Annotated in this window: 18 protein-coding genes and 2 other annotated features; of the genes, 16 read left to right on the top strand and 2 right to left on the bottom strand. The window is 39.1% G+C overall.

The window, feature by feature from the left end; genetic code table 11:
• Positions 1-114 precede the first annotated feature (114 nt).
• The 15 genes from IHV10_RS15590 (at position 115) to IHV10_RS15520 (ending at position 13,545) form a co-directional block, all read left to right on the top strand.
• Positions 115-1,155, top strand: a complete 1,041-nt coding sequence (locus IHV10_RS15590; protein WP_197131514.1) for a glyceraldehyde-3-phosphate dehydrogenase — start codon at positions 115-117, stop codon at positions 1,153-1,155.
• Positions 1,156-1,476: 321 nt separating this feature from the next.
• The gene (gene speD, locus IHV10_RS15585) at positions 1,477-1,860 is read left to right on the top strand and encodes an adenosylmethionine decarboxylase (RefSeq protein WP_066396744.1); all 384 of its coding nucleotides are present in this window, start codon (positions 1,477-1,479) and stop codon (positions 1,858-1,860) included.
• A 105-nt stretch (positions 1,861-1,965) separates the two neighbouring features.
• Complete coding sequence (locus tag IHV10_RS15580; RefSeq protein ID WP_197131512.1) at positions 1,966-2,361, top strand: cytosolic protein; 396 nt, start codon at positions 1,966-1,968, stop codon at positions 2,359-2,361.
• Between the two features lie 72 nt (positions 2,362-2,433).
• Complete coding sequence (nrdR, locus tag IHV10_RS15575) at positions 2,434-2,895, top strand: transcriptional regulator NrdR (RefSeq protein WP_066396742.1); 462 nt, start codon at positions 2,434-2,436, stop codon at positions 2,893-2,895.
• Between the two features lie 155 nt (positions 2,896-3,050).
• Positions 3,051-4,439, top strand: coding sequence for a replication initiation and membrane attachment family protein (locus IHV10_RS15570; RefSeq protein ID WP_197131510.1), 1,389 nt, complete (start codon positions 3,051-3,053; stop codon positions 4,437-4,439).
• 11 nt (positions 4,440-4,450) lie between these two features.
• Positions 4,451-5,395 (top strand): primosomal protein DnaI, encoded by a 945-nt coding sequence (gene dnaI / locus IHV10_RS15565; protein WP_197131508.1) that lies wholly within the window; start codon positions 4,451-4,453, stop codon positions 5,393-5,395.
• Positions 5,396-5,519: 124 nt separating this feature from the next.
• Entirely contained in the window at positions 5,520-6,626 is a 1,107-nt protein-coding gene (mqnC, locus tag IHV10_RS15560; RefSeq protein WP_197131506.1) for a cyclic dehypoxanthinyl futalosine synthase, read from the top strand.
• A gap of 257 nt (positions 6,627-6,883) precedes the next feature.
• Positions 6,884-7,675: a basic amino acid ABC transporter substrate-binding protein gene (locus IHV10_RS15555; protein ID WP_197132116.1), complete on the top strand. Its 792-nt coding sequence runs from the start codon at positions 6,884-6,886 to the stop codon at positions 7,673-7,675.
• 18 nt (positions 7,676-7,693) lie between these two features.
• On the top strand, positions 7,694-8,347 hold the full coding sequence (locus IHV10_RS15550; RefSeq protein WP_197131504.1) for an amino acid ABC transporter permease: 654 nt from the start codon (positions 7,694-7,696) through the stop codon (positions 8,345-8,347).
• Between the two features lie 104 nt (positions 8,348-8,451).
• The gene (ytxC, locus tag IHV10_RS15545; RefSeq protein ID WP_197131503.1) at positions 8,452-9,321 is read left to right on the top strand and encodes a sporulation protein YtxC; all 870 of its coding nucleotides are present in this window, start codon (positions 8,452-8,454) and stop codon (positions 9,319-9,321) included.
• A 64-nt stretch (positions 9,322-9,385) separates the two neighbouring features.
• Positions 9,386-9,615 (top strand) — a binding site (T-box leader).
• Between the two features lie 64 nt (positions 9,616-9,679).
• Positions 9,680-11,590, top strand: a complete 1,911-nt coding sequence (thrS, locus tag IHV10_RS15540) for a threonine--tRNA ligase (protein WP_197131501.1) — start codon at positions 9,680-9,682, stop codon at positions 11,588-11,590.
• Positions 11,591-11,875: 285 nt separating this feature from the next.
• Positions 11,876-12,020 (top strand) — a sequence feature (ribosomal protein L20 leader region).
• Between the two features lie 72 nt (positions 12,021-12,092).
• Positions 12,093-12,596 carry a translation initiation factor IF-3 gene (infC, locus tag IHV10_RS15535; protein WP_066396718.1) on the top strand — a complete coding sequence of 168 codons (504 nt, stop codon included), beginning with the start codon at positions 12,093-12,095 and terminating at the stop codon, positions 12,594-12,596.
• 24 nt (positions 12,597-12,620) lie between these two features.
• The gene (rpmI, locus tag IHV10_RS15530) at positions 12,621-12,824 is read left to right on the top strand and encodes a 50S ribosomal protein L35 (RefSeq protein WP_066243622.1); all 204 of its coding nucleotides are present in this window, start codon (positions 12,621-12,623) and stop codon (positions 12,822-12,824) included.
• 38 nt (positions 12,825-12,862) lie between these two features.
• Complete coding sequence (gene rplT / locus IHV10_RS15525; RefSeq protein ID WP_066291543.1) at positions 12,863-13,222, top strand: 50S ribosomal protein L20; 360 nt, start codon at positions 12,863-12,865, stop codon at positions 13,220-13,222.
• Between the two features lie 71 nt (positions 13,223-13,293).
• Positions 13,294-13,545, top strand: a complete 252-nt coding sequence (locus IHV10_RS15520; RefSeq protein ID WP_269148762.1) for a DUF1294 domain-containing protein — start codon at positions 13,294-13,296, stop codon at positions 13,543-13,545.
• A 3-nt stretch (positions 13,546-13,548) separates the two neighbouring features.
• Here IHV10_RS15520 and IHV10_RS15515 read toward each other — a convergent pair whose 3' ends face one another.
• Complete coding sequence (locus IHV10_RS15515) at positions 13,549-14,574, bottom strand: cytochrome d ubiquinol oxidase subunit II (RefSeq protein ID WP_197131498.1); 1,026 nt, start codon at positions 14,572-14,574, stop codon at positions 13,549-13,551.
• Positions 14,575-14,590: 16 nt separating this feature from the next.
• Positions 14,591-15,931 carry a cytochrome ubiquinol oxidase subunit I gene (locus tag IHV10_RS15510; RefSeq protein ID WP_197131495.1) on the bottom strand — a complete coding sequence of 447 codons (1,341 nt, stop codon included), beginning with the start codon at positions 15,929-15,931 and terminating at the stop codon, positions 14,591-14,593.
• Between the two features lie 148 nt (positions 15,932-16,079).
• Between IHV10_RS15510 and IHV10_RS15505 the strand changes: the two genes are divergently transcribed.
• On the top strand, positions 16,080-16,682 hold the full coding sequence (locus IHV10_RS15505) for a TVP38/TMEM64 family protein (RefSeq protein WP_197131492.1): 603 nt from the start codon (positions 16,080-16,082) through the stop codon (positions 16,680-16,682).
• Positions 16,683-17,048: the final 366 nt, after the last annotated feature.

Here is a 17,048-nt window from a genome sequence, read left to right as displayed (position 1 = left end):
AAGCCCTTTTTCAGCCTAAATTAAATAAAAGTATGTTCTTTTCAAGTGTTAATATGATATACTAATTACAGATAGATACAAGAAAGAGTATAACACATTGGAAGGAGCAGCTTCATGAAAGCAAAAATTGCAATTAATGGCTTGGGGAGAATCGGAAGAATGGTCTTCCGCAAAATGATGGAGAACGATGAATTTGAGGTTGTAGCTGTTAATGCCAGCTATCCTGCAGAGACTCTTGCTCATATGGTTAAGTACGATTCTATACATGGGACGTACCCGGGAGAAGTTGTTGCTGGAGAAGATGCCCTTTTTGTTGATGGAAAAAAAGTTCAATTAGTTAACTCTCGCGATCCTCGTGAACTTCCTTGGGGAACGTTAGGCGTTGATATTGTTATAGAAGCAACTGGGAAATTTGTTTCACAAGAATCTGCTGGTCTTCATATTGAAGCAGGTGCAAAGAAAGTAATTATCACTGCTCCAGGGAAAGATGAAGACATTACAATTGTTATGGGAGTAAATGATAGCGATTACATTTCTTCGAAACACCATATTATCTCTAATGCATCGTGCACAACGAACTGTTTAGCCCCTGTGATTAAAGTGCTTGATGATCAGTTCGGGGTACAGTCCGGAATGATGACGACTGTACATGCGTATACGAATGACCAGAAAAATATTGATAACCCACATAAAGACTTAAGACGTGCACGTGCATGTGGCACTTCTATTATTCCAACTTCTACAGGTGCTGCAAAAGCTATTGCAAAAGTCTTGCCTCACTTAGAAGGCAAACTGAATGGTATGGCACTACGCGTTCCAACACCTAACGTTTCATTGGTTGACGTTGTTGTGGAGTTAAAGACTCCTGTATCTAAAGACCAAGTCAATCATGCTCTACAATCGGCATCTGAAGGATCAATGCGTGGAATCTTAGGGTACAGCGATCTGCCGCTAGTATCGATTGATTATAATGGAAATGAAAACTCTTCAATCATTGACGGCTTATCAACTATGGTGATGGACGGTAATAAAGTAAAGGTCCTTGCTTGGTATGACAATGAATGGGGTTATTCATGCCGAGTAGTAGATCTTGCGAAACATGTAAGTGTTGCTTTGAATATGCCGGTACAAGAAAAAAATGTGTCAGTATCATAAAAACAGTCAGTTAAAATAAATAAATGAGTGAGAGCTGGATATCACACCAGCTCTTTTCTGCGTTTAAACGAACTAGTATGTTTCAATTGATCCTTATCCTTAAAAAACAATATAAAATTGACGCAAAAAAATTTGCCCATAGTTATTGCAAATAAATTTTAAAAGAAGTATACTATGATTCGTGAACTTCAAATAAAGCAAACAAAGGCATTGAATGCTACTTAAAGGGTTAGGACCTCTTTGGACTAACTTGCCCCCGTGGTAGATGTTCGATACCGCATGCTTGAAGGCATGATTATTTTTAAAAGGGGGACTATGCTAATGGATACAATGGGAAGACACGTAATTGCTGAGTTATGGGGTTGTGATTCTGAAAAACTAAATGACATGAAATTTATTGAAGAGACATTCGTTGACGCTGCATTGAAAGCAGGTGCAGAAATTCGTGAGGTTGCTTTTCATAAATTTGCTCCACATGGTGTAAGTGGAGTTGTTATTATTTCTGAATCTCATCTAACTATTCACAGTTTTCCTGAGCATGGTTATGCAAGTATTGATGTATATACGTGTGGAGATCGAATCGATCCTAACGTAGCTGCTGATTACATTTCGGAGGCACTTGGCGCTAAAAAGCGCGAAAACTTGGAAGTTCCTCGTGGAATGGGTCCAATTTCTGTTGCCAAATCAAAAGTTACTGCTCAATAATTTAAAAACAGAATGTACGTGAGGTGTGAGAAATCACACCTCTTTTTTATTTCACTCATTATAGGGAATAATAGGATACAAATTATATTGCTTTGGAGGACTACTATGTTTAGAAAACTTCAAAATCTAATGGAAAATCATGCAGAAACGAGTGAACAGCATGTGGACGAAAGACTTAGAACCCATTATTTTAAAGCTAATAAACCTGAAGTAATGAAAGTGATCAAACAGATTTTAGATGAAGACATGAATTTCCATGAGCTGGGTTTTTCAGAAGAAAGGGGAGAGGTAACGTTTGAAGTTAGACAGCCTAAGAGTGCGTTTGTCGTTATTAGTGTAGTAACAGTTAAAGCGAATCGAACTGCTGTAGATTTAAACGTATCAACAGAATCTGCTCTTCCTTTCAATTTTGGCAATAATCAAAGACTTATTGTAAATATTTATGAAATCTTAAAAGAAAAACTAACGTTTGTTGGGACGTCAATGGCTGAAAAATTGTAGGAATAGCTTGTCACATTCCTCCCTTTTCTTTAAGATAGATAGAGAACAGAAAATTTTTTGGGGATGATTACAATGAGGTGTCCTACTTGCCAGCACAACGGAACAAAAGTGCTTGATTCAAGACCTGTACATAGCGGAAGATCCATTCGCCGCAGAAGGGAATGTGAATCTTGCAGCTATAGATTTACTACATTTGAAACGGTAGAACAAACACCGCTTATCATTGTTAAAAAAGGCGGGGAACGAGAAGAGTTCAGCCGTGAAAAGATCCTTAGAGGGCTTATTAAAGCTTGCGAAAAAAGGCCAGTCCCCTTGGAAACGCTTGAAAATATAGTAGATAGTATCGAAAAAGAATTGCGGAACTCAGGTGCATCTGAAGTTTCGAGTACAGCTGTTGGTGAACAGGTGATGGAGCATCTGTCTAAAACAGATGAGGTTGCATATGTAAGATTTGCCTCTGTATACCGTCAATTTAAAGATATTAATGTTTTTATACAGGAATTGAAAGAACTAATTAACAAGGAGGAGCGTTAAAGCGTATCTTAGACTGCTGTAACGCTCTTTTTATTCCAATCTAACTCCGTATTTTGCTTTTCAGAATAAATTATATGAACAAAGTACTCTGGCTGACGATACTAAAATCCGTCGGCCACATTACTTTTAAGACTTTTTAACAAAGGGTGAAAACGATGACGGTACATTTTCAAGAAGTTGTGCCCGTTGATACGTATTCCGTCCAGTGCAAGGGTATGTTGCATGAAGTAGATCATAAAGTTCTTACCATGTTATATCAGCCGTTGGTTGGCGCATTTGCACATAGTTTATACATGACATTGTGGTGCGAAGTAAATATGGATCGGCAGACACAAAAACATCAGCACCTCATGAACGTGACTCAGTTCTCGTTAAAAGATATTTTATCGGGAAGAAAGAAGCTAGAAGCGATCGGTCTTTTGAAGACATTCAAAAAAGACGGTGATAGCTCGAGGGAGTACATTTATGAGCTTCAACTCCCGCTTTCGCCGAACGCTTTTTTTACAGATGGCTTTTTAAGTATATATCTCTTTAATCGATTGGGAAAAGCGAAGTTTAATGAAGTTAGAGAATCTTTTTATATCTCTCAAATGGATGTGTCAGATTATAGAGATGTGACCGCTTCTTTCAGTGATGTGTTTACTTCTTTGCATCCATCTGAAATGTCATCAAAGAGTTATGCTGAGATTAACGAAAATGTTCTTCCAAAAGATGTCTCTTTACAGGAAAAAGACATTCATGGGAAAGTTGTACTAAGTGAATCTACCTTTGATTTTGAAGCGATGGTGAATCAGATCTCATCATTTATCGTACCTAAAGAGGTGCTCACTCCAAAACTAAAGGAAGCCATCTATAAGCTGGCATACATCTATCAGTTACAGCCGATGGATATGAGTAAGCAGATTCAAAACGTATATTATTCCACAGGAGAAATTTCTGCAGAGAGCTTAAGGAAAGAAATTCAAAAATGGTATCGATTTGAACATGAAGAAGGTCTACCAGTTCTAGCATTAAAAACGCAGCCGGTTCCATTAAAGGCACTTCATGGCATGCAACCTCAAACAAAAGAAGAAGAACTTATCAAATACTTTGAAGAAGTGTCACCTTATCGTTTGTTAGAAGATTATTCAGGTACAACTCCTTCAGAAGTAGATTTGAAGCTTGTTGCTTACTGTATGATCGATCAGAATTTAACACCAGGGGTTACGAATGTTCTTTTAGATTATGTCTTATCTGAGAATGATATGAAGCTTGCAAAAGGGTTGATCGAACGGATCGCTTCACATTGGGCTCGAAAAAAAGCACAAACGGTAACAGAAGCAATGGCGTTGGCACGCGATGAAAAACGAAAATATAAAGAATGGCAAGAAAAGAAAGTAAATTCAGGTTCTTACAATAAGGGTAATAAAAAGAGTAACGTAACTGTTCCTGACTGGCTTAAACAGGATAAAGTGGCCACTAGTCAAACCGATCATTCAAACACTGATGCTACAGAGGACGAGAATCGTAAGTGGCTTGAAAGCTTGTTAAATAGTTCGAAATAAGGGGGGATAATATGGAATCTATTAAGGAATCTGTTAAGAATATGCCGGGTTTTGATAAGTTTCAAGAAAGATTTGAGCGAATGAAACAAGAAGTGCTTACAGACCCAGGAGTCATGCGTTTTCTAAGAGAGAATCCTGACATATCAGATGTCCATGCGGAAAAATTATTGTCCAGTTTTTACACCTTTAAGAACGAACAGAATGCTTGCCGCAATTGTCCAGGTTTAGATAACTGTCCGAATCTCATGCAAGGGTATCGTTCTGAACTAACAAAAGTTAGACATACTGTAGAACTTAGATACAAACCTTGTGAATTAAAGATTATTGATGAGCAAAAGAAATCTATGACTTCATTGATAAAGAGTTACTTTATACCGAAAGAGATACTAGAAGCGAGATTTGATCGTTTGTACAAGCATAGTATTGATGATACAAGACGTAATGCGATCTCGAAGGCTTATGAATTTGTCCAGATGGCAGGCTCGGGTCAGCAAGCAAAAGGGATCTACTTTTATGGGAAGTTTGGCGTTGGTAAAACGTATCTTCTCGGTGCCATCGCGAATGGTTTAGCAGAAAAAGGCGTTCACTCTTTGATCATTCATACACCAGAATTTCTTCGTGAAATGAAATCTTCACTCTCTGACGGAACATTTGACTCTAAGATGGAACTATTAAAGACCGTTCCAGTACTTATGCTTGATGATCTTGGGGCTGAAAATATGACGAATTGGGTCAGGGATGAGATTATTGGGGTTATCCTTCAATATCGAATGATGGAAAAACTACCTACTCTCTATACGTCTAACTGTGATTATGATATGTTGCAGCAGCACTTATCGTATTCCCAAAAAGGAGGACTCGATGAACTGAAGGCTCTCAGGATTATGGAGCGTATCAAACACTTAAGTACTCCGATTTTTATGGGCGGAAATAAAAATTTCAGAGAAGATTATTAATATAGTTTCTGCTCTTTTAAAGGGCAGAAGCTTTTTTCTTGAAAACCCAAAGCTGTCTCTTATACTAAAATATGATAGGATAAGAACAGACAAGATCTTAAGACATTGTATTCGGAGGTTACCGATGAGTATAGAATCTATTTTACAAAAAGCTTTAGATGGCGAACGTTTATCGGTAGAAGATGCCGTTAAACTTTATGAGAGTGATGAAGTAGAACGCATGGGAGAAGTTGCGGATATTATTATGAAAAGGTGGCATCCTGAACCGATCACCTCATTCGTAATTGGCCGTAACGTAAACTATACAAATTTTTGTGATACATATTGCAGATTCTGCGCGTTCTATAGAGCGCCAGGAAGCAGTGAAGGTTATGTGTTGGATGATGATGTGATCTTCCAAAAGATTCAAGAGACAGTTGATGTAGGCGGTACAGAAATTCTAATGCAAGGTGGAACAAATCCTAACTTGCCATTCAGCTACTATACGGACTTATTAAGAGAGATCAAAAAGCGCTTTGATATCACGATGCATTCATTTTCTCCAGCAGAAGTATGGAAGATGGTTGAAGTATCTGGTCTGTCTCTAGAGGAAGTGCTCAGAGAACTGAAAGAAGCTGGACTTGATTCTCTTCCAGGTGGGGGAGCAGAAATTTTAGATGACCGCACTCGTAAGAAGATTAGCAAACTTAAAGGCTCGTGGACAGAGTGGATTGACTGTATGAAAACAGCTAAAAAAGTTGGATTGCATTCTACTGCTACGATGGTCATTGGATTTGGAGAAACATTCGAAGAACGTGCCCTTCATTTACAGCGTGTTCGTGATGCACAAGACGAGACGGATTGTTTTTTGGCTTTCATCTCTTGGACGTTCCAGCCAGATAACACGAACATGAAGGCTGAAAAGACAACGCCGAGAGAATATCTCAAAAATGTTGCGATCTCTCGAATCTTCCTAGATAACATTCCTAACTTCCAATCTTCATGGGTTACGATGGGGCCAGAAGTTGGTAAAAAATCTCTCCACTATGGCTGCAATGACTTTGGCAGCACGATGATGGAAGAGAACGTTGTTTCAGCAGCTGGAACGACTCACAAAGTAAACACGAATTTAACACTTCGATTGATTCGTGAAGCAGGTAAGATTCCTGCTCAACGAAATACAAAATATGAAACACTTCGTGTGTTTGAAGATGAAGAAAAAGCTGAAAAAGATTTTGTTATGCAAAATTAACAGTGAAGCACTTGGCATATTTATGTCGAGTGCTTTTTTCGTTCGTTTGGATGGATGATTTAGCTTTTATGATTGTCATAGAGGCACAAGCAGAATTTAGATGACACAAATGACTACAAGACTGGGCTTTTGTTTTATATCCCAATGGTAATGAGTGACTTTCGTATTAAAAATAATTATCGTAATTTTCCTTATATTTAAAATTTTGTGTATAATATAAGAATATTTAGAATAAAGGGGGAAATATAAAAATGGGAATGAAACGAAAATTTAAAATGGGACTAATAGGTTTATCTGCTGCGTTTCTTGTAGCTTGCGGAAGTGCTGATTCTGGATCGGGGGCTGGTTCTAGTGAAAAGCTGGCGGTTGGTACTGATGCAGCATATGCCCCCTTTGAATCCTTAGATGGTGAAAAAATTGTAGGATTCGATGTAGATTTGCTTGATGCCGTGATGAAAGAAGCAGGGCTTGATTATGAATTAACAAATAAAGGATGGGATCCTTTATTTATCGCTCTTCAGAATGAAGAAGTTGATGCGGGTATTTCGGCAATTACGATTAATGACGAACGTAAGAAAAGTTATGATTTTTCCTCACCATATTTTGAATCGATTAACATGATTTTAGCGAAAGAAGGAACGTCGATTAAAAGTGCAAAGGACTTAGAGGGCATGAAGGTTAGTGTGCAAAACGGAACGACCGGTCAAGAGGCACTAGAAAAAATGTTTGGTAAGAGTGAAAACATAAAGAAATATGAAAACAATGTATTAGCGATACAAGCACTTTTAAACGGTGAAGTAGAAGCTGTTGTAGCAGATAACGCCGTAGTGCAAGAATATGAAAAGAACAATCCAGATAAAAAACTAGTAACAATCAGCGATAAAGAAAATTTCGATAGCGAATTTTACGGAATCATCTTCCCTAAAGATGGTGAACATCAAGAAGAGATCAACAAAGCGATGAAAAAAGTCATCGATGATGGGAAATATGCTGAAATCTATAAAAAATGGTTTGGTGAAGAACCAAATGTAGATGTGCTGAAACAATAACATTCTCAGGAGGTCTACATGGAATATTCTTTACAGATTATCAGTGATTACATGCCTTTGTTTTTAAAAGGGACATGGGTGACGGTACAGTTATCATTTTTAGCGATTCTATTTGGTACGCTATTAGGGCTATTTATTGGGCTCGGCAAAATGGTGAAGAATCCTTTTATTCATCTTCCGTGCATGTGGTATATCAGTTTTTTCCGAGGTACTCCATTACTCGTTCAGATTCTGTTGATTCATTCAGCACTTATGCCGCTCTTTATGAAGCCGCCAAACGTGTTCATTTCAAGCGTACTAGCTCTTTCGCTTAACGCTGCTGCATATATTGCGGAGATCTTCAGAGCGGGTATTCAATCTATCGATAAAGGGCAGATGGAAGCAGCTCGCTCTCTAGGCATGAATCATGTACAAGCTATGAAACATGTCATTCTACCACAAGCGTCTAGAAGGATGATACCGCCTCTAGGAAACGAATTTATTGTACTAATAAAGGATTCATCTTTAGTTTCCATTATTGCTACCCCAGAATTGATGTATTACGCGAGAGCGATGATGGGCCAATACTACCGACCGTGGGAACCATACATGACTGCCGCTTTAATGTACTTAATCTTAACGCTTGGCATGGCGTTTATCTTATCAAGAATCGAGCGTAAATTTGTTTATTAAGAACAACCCTACCCAAAGGGTTGTTTTTTCTTTTGTAAGTAACATGTTTTAGGACCTCGTCCCATATAGTGTATTATTGAGGATTTTATATGGGGGGGACTTATTTGGTCGCGATTGCTTTTTCACACCCATCAGATGGTATAGCTGTTTTGAAGAAAATGATCAGAATGGCAGCTGAGCATAGAATAAACCCTTCCTTTGCCAAATTATCTGAAGCTTCTTCAAAAATTCTTGAACTGCACATACATCAGAGGAAAACGTTCATATTGGATGTGTTAACGGAATTTACTCGAAATAAAGTAGAGGATATTTGTTTGAAGGAAATGATCGAACAAGCATTTTGTTACACCGATTCAGCAGAACAAAAAGAGATCTTATCTATCACAAAAAGCATCATACTCGGAGAGATTGAAGGTATACCTGATGTCAAACATCTGCCAGACTTAAATGAACTGATCCGAAGTCAATGGAAATCGATTCTCGAGGCAAAGACAGATTTTTTAGAGTTTGAATCATTTATTAAATTCAGGCTGAAAGAGTATTTAGCAACTTTGTTGAAGATTGTTGAATGTGCTATCGATGAGTACAAGCTAGAACTAGAGTACCAAATGTTCGTAGAGCAATTAAGAACGTGCTTAACGAAACAAAGAACATTTACTTCAGCAGATATCGTAATAATTTTTGAACAAGAGCAGATTCTTCTTTTTGATGAACATCAAAACCAGTTAACTCATACTGAATTGATGATGTTCCATGAAAAGGCACTTCGGCTAACAAATGTAACGAATCTAGATGAAAGACTTTTAGGTCCGTTAGTTGGAATCTCTCCAAATTCCGCTAGGATTTATGCTTATGATACCGATCATCCATTGCTTCATACTGTGAAGAACATCTTTCAGGAAAAGGTTACGATTACACCAATTGAGAGGATGTCCTACAGAGAACATCGGTCTTATCTTAAAAAAAAGTCATAAACTTACAGAGTCCTCTTGCTTTTTGAAAAACGACTGCATATAATAGGTGTATAATTTTATCATTCAATCTGTATTGATAAGGACACGAAGCATATTTTTACGGTTCATAGAGAGGGAAGTCTAGGCTGAAAGCTTCCTAACACGGAAAAGTGCTTTACCACCTTGGAACTTCAGCGGTGAAAATTTATAGTAATCGCTGACGGCCGCAGTCCGTTATACTGTCCGAGTGCCGATTGGCTTGTTAAAAGTTGTCGGAACAAGGGTGGAACCACGAGATAATCACTCGTCCCTTCTATAGGGACGGGTGTTTTTTGTTTTCAATCAGAGAAGAACCCAAACTAAAAAGGAGATGTTTTACATGTCGTCAATTTCAATTAAGTTCCCTGACGGATCAGTCAAGGAATTTCCTAAAGGCGTTACTTCTGAACAAGTAGCAGAGAGTATCAGCCCTAGTTTGAAGAAAAAAGCAGTTGCAGGGAAAGTAAACGGACAATTATTTGATTTTTCACGTCCTATCGAAGAAGATGCATCGATCGAGATCGTAATGCAGGATTCTAAAGAAGGTCTTGAAATGACAAGACACTCGAATGCCCATCTACTAGCTCAAGCACTTAAGCGCCTTTACCCAGACGTGAAATTAGGGATTGGACCAGTTATCGATAACGGCTTCTACTATGATGTAGATATGTCTCATAACTTAACACCAGAAGATCTGCCTGCGATCGAAAAAGAAATGAAGAAGATCGTAAATGAAAACCTTCCGATCGTACGTAAAGAAGTTAGTCGTGAAGAAGCTCTCGAGATTTACGAAAAATTGAATGATCACTTAAAGCTGGAACTGATTCGTGACCTTCCAGAGGGTGAAAAGATTACGATTTATGAGCAAGGTGAATTCTTTGACCTTTGCCGAGGGCCGCACGTTCCTTCAACAGGAAAAATCAAAGCTTATAAATTAATGAGCATCTCTGGTGCATACTGGCGTGGAGACAGCGATAACCAAATGCTTCAACGTATTTATGGTTCAGCGTTCTTAAGTCAAAAAGATCTTGATGAGTATCTTCACTTTATTGAGGAAGCTCAAAAACGTGATCACCGTAAACTAGGAAAAGAACTAGAGTTATTCATGTTCTCAGAAGAAGCACCGGGAATGCCGTTCTATCTTCCTAACGGTCAAACAATTCGTACTGAGCTTGAGAATTTCTCTCGCGAACTTCAACGCCAAGTGGATTACGATGAAGTGCGTACTCCATTTATGATGAATCAGCGTCTATGGGAACAATCGGGCCACTGGGATCATTATCATGAAAACATGTACTTCTCTGAAGTGGACGATACAAAGTTTGCGATGAAGCCGATGAACTGTCCAGGTCACATGCTGATCTTTAAGAACAAACTACATTCATACAGAGATCTTCCAGTACGTATGGCTGAGTTCGGTCAAGTACACCGTCACGAATATAGTGGTGCACTAAACGGTATGATCCGTGTTCGTACGTTCTGCCAAGATGATGCGCATATCTTTGTAACACCACAGCAGATCGAAAGTGAGATCAAGAACGTATTTAAGTTAGTTGATAAAATCTACAGCACGTTTGGATTTGAATATTCCGTAGAACTTTCAACTCGTCCAGAGGATTCTATGGGTGATGACCGTTTATGGGAACAAGCTGAAGGCGCATTGAAAAACGTTCTAGAAGATCTTGGAATGAACTATCACCTGAACGAGGGAGATGGAGCGTTCTACGGTCCTAAAATTGACTTCCATATTAAAGATGCTCTGAAGAGAAGTCATCAGTGTGCAACAATTCAGTTAGACTTCCAAATGCCAGAAAAGTTCGATCTAACGTATGTAGATGAAAACAATCAAAAGGTTCGTCCGGTCGTTATCCACCGTGCGATCTATGGTTCGATCGATCGTTTCCTAGGGATCTTGGTTGAGCACTTTGCCGGAGCGTTCCCAACTTGGTTAGCACCTGTTCAAGTGAAACTAATTCCTGTATCTGATGTTCATAATGAGTATGCGTATAAGCTACAAGAAGATCTGAAGAAACATGCTGTTCGTGTTGAAATCGATACTAGAAATGAAAAGATGGGCTATAAGATCCGTGAAGCTCAGATGAAAAAGATCCCTTACATGCTAGTTCTAGGTGATAAAGAGATCGAAGACAATGCAGTTAACGTTCGTAAATATGGTGAGCAAAAGTCAGAGACAGTTTCTTATGAAGATTTCCGAGATAAGATTTTAGCTCAAATTAACGAAAAGAGATAAGGTTATAAAGAGAGCGGCCAATGTTGAATTGGCCGTCTTTTTTTATAGGGAAATGAAAAGTGGACAGTAAAATGCTCAATGTGGACAGTATATTACTGAAAGTGGACAGTAATTATTCAAGAGTGGACAGTAAAACAACAAAACATAAAAGGCGAATAAAAAAACTCTTGCATTCCTTTCGTAAACGAAGTAAAATTAATTTCGTTGCTGTTATTACATTCGTTGTTTGACACGCATATCTCCAATGTGTTATAGTATGTAAGGTTAATAAAATAAGCAAAAGCATCAAACAAGCAGAAGCACCCGCTTCTCACCTGACTCGACGCTAATAAAGGCTGTTGATGGGTAGATGGATATTCAGGCATGTCAAAGTGTACATAGCCGGTTTACTATGTGTGGGTGATCGTTGCGCCGACGCTTTTTTTATTTGCAGAAATAACAAGTCGAGTGTTTTAAAACACTCACTGAAAAAATTTGGAGGTGACTTACTATTAGTAAGGACATGTCTGTCAATGAAGGTATTCGTGCTCGTGAGGTTCGCTTAATCGGTCCTGATGGAAGCCAGCTTGGCATTAAATCTAGACAAGAAGCTTTGGATCTTGCTACAAACGCAAATCTTGACCTTGTACTCGTTGCTGCAACTGCTAAACCGCCAGTATGTCGTATCATGGACTACGGTAAGTTTAAATACGAGCAACAACGTAAAGATCGTGAAGCACGAAAAAATCAAAAGGTCATTACGACTAAAGAGATTCGTCTAAGTCCAACGATTGAGGAAAACGACTTTAATACAAAGCTTAGAAATGCACGTAAGTTCCTTGAAAAAGGTGACAAAGTAAAAGCAAGTATTCGTTTCCGTGGACGTGCAATCACTCATTCTCAAATCGGAAAAACGGTATTGGAAAAGTTAGCGAAAGAATGTGAAGATCTTTCTACGGTTGAAACGAAACCGAAGATGGAAGGTCGTAGCATGTTCCTTATCCTTGCGCCTAAAGCCGAAAAATAATTTTTACCAGGGAGGATAACCATTATGCCTAAAATGAAAACTCATAAAGGTGCTGCGAAGCGCTTTAGAAAAACTGGATCAGGTAAATTAAAGCGTGCTCGCGCTTATACTAGTCACTTGTTTGCTAACAAGTCAACTAAAGCTAAGCGTAAGCTTCGTAAAGCGAAACTTGTTCACAGCGGTGACTACAAGCGTATCCGCACATTGTTAACTTACAAAAAACGTTAATCGTTCATCAATCGATTTAAAAATAGGAGGTTTTTAATATGCCAAGAGTAAAAGGTGGCTATGTAACACGTCGTCGTCGTAAGAAAGTTCTTAAACTAGCTAAAGGCTATTTCGGTTCCAAACATAAATTATTTAAAGTAGCACAACAACAAGTATTCAAATCACTTATGTACGCTTACCGTGACCGTCGTCAAAAGAAGCGTGATTTCCGTAAGCTTTGGATCACTCGTATCAACGCTGCTGCTCGTACAAACGGTCTTTCTTACAGCCGTTTAATGCACGGTCTTAAACTTGCGGGTATCGACATCAACCGTAAGATGCTTTCTGAAATTGCTATCACAGACGAAAAAGCTTTCGCTGAATTAGCTTCAAAAGCAAAAGACAGCCTAAAAGCTTAAGTAAAAAAAGAAAAGATCATTTCCTCATTTGATGGAGATGATCTTTTTTCATTCTGAAGGGAAACAACAAGGTGTTAATCATATATTTAATCATTTTAAACGTAGCCGCCTATTATGTTATGAAAAGAGACAAATTATCTGCCAAAAAAGGCGAATGGCGCACCCCTGAAGCGAGACTTTGGCTGATTGCTATTATTGGTGGAGCACCCGGTATGTGGCTTGCTATGAAGAAGTTACGTCATAAGACTAAACATCCTTCATTTCGTTACGGGCTGCCTCTTTTAAGTATGTTTATAACGGTTTTAGCAGGCTGGTTCATATAGAAACTATTCCTGTTGCAGGTATCGTTTGTCTTTTAAGAACAATCTCCAGAAAATATAGAAACCTGGTGCTAAGATGGCAAGACCAACGATATACATAATCATTAAGGAATAAAACGTTTCTGGTGCGGTAAATGCCTCATAGATGGTTAAATCAGGATATACGATATAAGGCAGATGAGCTAATCCATAACCCACACTTGCAAGACCGTATTGTAAAACAGTTGCTAATAGTGTAAGACGCGGCCGTCCAATTCCTGGGCGGTTTTGTTTTGGCCACCAAAGAGAAGCGTATGCAATAAGAAAGGCGATCAAAGAAAGAATAAACCAGATCTTGTGATCCATTAAATTATCGATGAGCCATCGAGATTCTGGTGTTATAAATAACAAAGTGAACAGAGCGGCGAGTAGCGTAAGTGGTCCTAACAGAATCGCATTGCTCCGATATAATCTATAGGCATCTTCTTTTTTCGAGACTCTTGCGTAATCTGCTAAAAACAACGAAGAAAGATACAACTCAGATGTAAGCCCGAAAAGCACATACAAATAGAGGGTTGGACTTGTGAGAAGTTTTGATAGAAGTAGGCTCTGAGTATCACCATCAACAGCGATGAATCCCCCTTGTGAAATAGGAAGAACGGCTATTAGCAAGGATGGAATAAGCAGGCCAGAGATACCCGAGATGATAAACATCGTTCTGCGATATCCTTGAACGGAATACGAGAACACCATAAATGCACTTCGGATAGCGAGTAAAAAGAGAATCAAAGAAACTGGAACGAGCATGACCGTTCCGAGAGTGTACGCGCCCTTTGGAAAGAAACCAACGAACGCAACCACTAAAAGAACTAAGAACGTGTTTGTGATTTCCCAAGTGGGAGACAAGAAACGATTCGCTATTCTTCCAGCCATCGTCTTATGGTTGTTGTAAATCATCGCCCAGAATCCAGCACCAAAATCGATTGAACCGAAAATGCTATAGATAAAGATAAAGGTCCACATCATCAGAATCGCTAAAACTTCTTCGCTCATCCTTCATTCCTCCTTTCTAACTCTGAAGTTTTTCCATATCTTTTGAAACAGGGTTTCGTTTGAAATAAGCTGTTAAAATTAAAACGGTTAACACGCTTAGTAGCGCATATAGGCCTAAAAATAACAGGAAGAGCACGCCAAGGTCTTCATTCTTAGTCGCAGCTTCCGCTGTCGTCTGAACGCGATAGATGGTCCATGGTTGTCTTCCGCTACAGCTGAAAACCCACCCGAACTCAATGCCGAGCATAGAAAGTGGTCCGGATAAAACAAGAGACCATAACAGCCACTTTGGAAAAGGTTTTCCTCTTCTTTTTACGAAGAACCACCAGTAGGTTAAAGCCACTGCTGCAAGACCTAATAAAAGTGTTCCGATCCCGACCATTAAGTTAAAGAGCGTGTGTACATAAAAAGGTGGCCATGTTTCCCGAGGAAATTCGTACAGTCCTTTCACTTCTGTATCAAACTTGCCAGCAGCAAGCCAGCTTAGAGCCCAAGGTATCTCGATCCCGTACTTCACTTCCTCAGTCTTAGGATCTGTATAACCACCTATTGCGAGTGGTGCATATCTTTGAGTCTCAAACAGACCTTCTGCAGCAGCTAGTTTTTCAGGAGAATGCTGATGCAAAATTTGGGCGGAATGATGCCCAGAAACCGCAGAGACAAAGCTCATCAAAAGAGCGACGGTAAGAGACATGAACAACCCTTTCAAGTGATAAGCTCGTTCACGTTCAGGTCGCTTCTTTAAAAGTTTAAATGCTGCTACAGAAGCAACGGCAAAAGCGCCGGTCATATAAGCGGTTATGGCAACATGAAAGGAAGAGGATAGAAAGCTAGGATTGAAGAAAGCATCCCAAGGGGAGACATCATAGATCGTCCCATCTGGTTTGATCTTAAATCCATCCGGTGTATTCATCCACGTATTAACGGCTGAAATTAAGATGGCTGACGCAACAGCTCCAAGTGCAACAAAGAATACTGAGATCAAACGGAAATATCTCGGTAACCTGTCAGCCGCATATACGTAAATAGACATGAATAAGGCTTCTAAGAAGAAAGCGAAGATCTCGATCTGAAAGGGAAGGGAAATAACCTTTCCTACAATTTCCATAAATCCAGGCCAGAGCAATGATAATTGAACACCGACAATCGTTCCTGATGGAATGGCAACACCCAATAAAACGGCAAACGCCTTTGTCCAACGCTTAGCCATAATAGCGTAATCGTTGTCACCTTTAACTTGATGTATAATTTCTGCGATGACGATCATCAAAGGAAGACCAACACCAAGGGTTGCAAAAATAATATGAAAACCTAGCGATGTTCCAAAGAATGCTCTCGCGAGTACAACTGTATCCATGATGGACTCCTCCTAAAAAAACTAAGAACTATGTAAGCAAACAATCTATCTTTAAGGTGTCAAAAAGAAGTATGGTTTATGCATACGAACATTCTGTCATATAGAGCTCGTCTTCTGTCATATGCTGACTTAAAGGGGGGATGAGTGCGTGTTAGACAATAGTAGTGTGTTCATCGAGGTGCTCAAGTTCAGTGGAATCTTTGCCCCTTTATTGTTCATTCTTCTTCAAGCGTTTCGACAGTTCTTCTTTCTACCGGTAGGGCTGATCTGTCTTACAGGAGGAATCTTGTTTGGTGCAGTTGCCGGTACATTCTATTCAGTCATAGGGATCACGCTCTCGAGTGTTCTTTTTTACTGGGGAATGAAAAGTATGCCGAAGCTTATGAAAAAAGTAAAAAAACTGCAGAAAAAGTGGATTGGTAAACGAATGCCGTTCTCGGTAGGTCAGATTGCTATTTTAAAAATGATACCCTTTATGCATTTTCATCTGTTGAGTCTATGCTTGATCGAGATCTCGTCAAATTTCAAAGAGTATACAAAAGCTAGTATCATATCAAACGTTCCGATCGCCATTTTTTATTCTTCGTTCGGATCGGTATTACTTTCTCTCTCGCTCGTTACTTCTGCAGCTATCATTGTCGCGTTATCTGTATTGTTTTATTTATTGAGAAGAAAAGAATGGGTGATTAAATGGAGTGAGTTCTTTGAGGAAGAGAGAGAAGATCAGCAAAAACAACGCATGCCTGCATAAGGTGTGCTTTTTTTTCAGAAATTTTTTTGCATAAGATGGAGCTCTTTGAGTGGTTGATTTCCACTCCATGTTGCTCGCTTCGGGGCGAACGGTGAGCCACATTTGTACTCTTAAGAGTTTTCTTGCTCCTGCGCCTACACGTTAATGCTTAGTAGAAAATTTTCCTCGTCGCATGCCTTACAAGAAGTATCTCAAGTAGTTGGCACTCACCTTCCGCTCCAACCAACTTGCAAATGAAGTTATTTAATAAAATCAAAGCACCAATCTTAACAGGCCTTTCTCAATATGGAATCCTTTGTATTAAGAACAACTAAAAATTCATCCTCGAATGTAGGGCTAGTTAACGTTATAATAGCTTAGGTATGA

The sequence above is a fragment of the Fictibacillus sp. 5RED26 genome, assembly GCF_015903895.1.
In the GTDB taxonomy this organism is placed as follows: domain Bacteria; phylum Bacillota; class Bacilli; order Bacillales; family Fictibacillaceae; genus Fictibacillus; species Fictibacillus phosphorivorans.
This window is presented reverse-complemented; position numbering and strand designations above follow the sequence as displayed.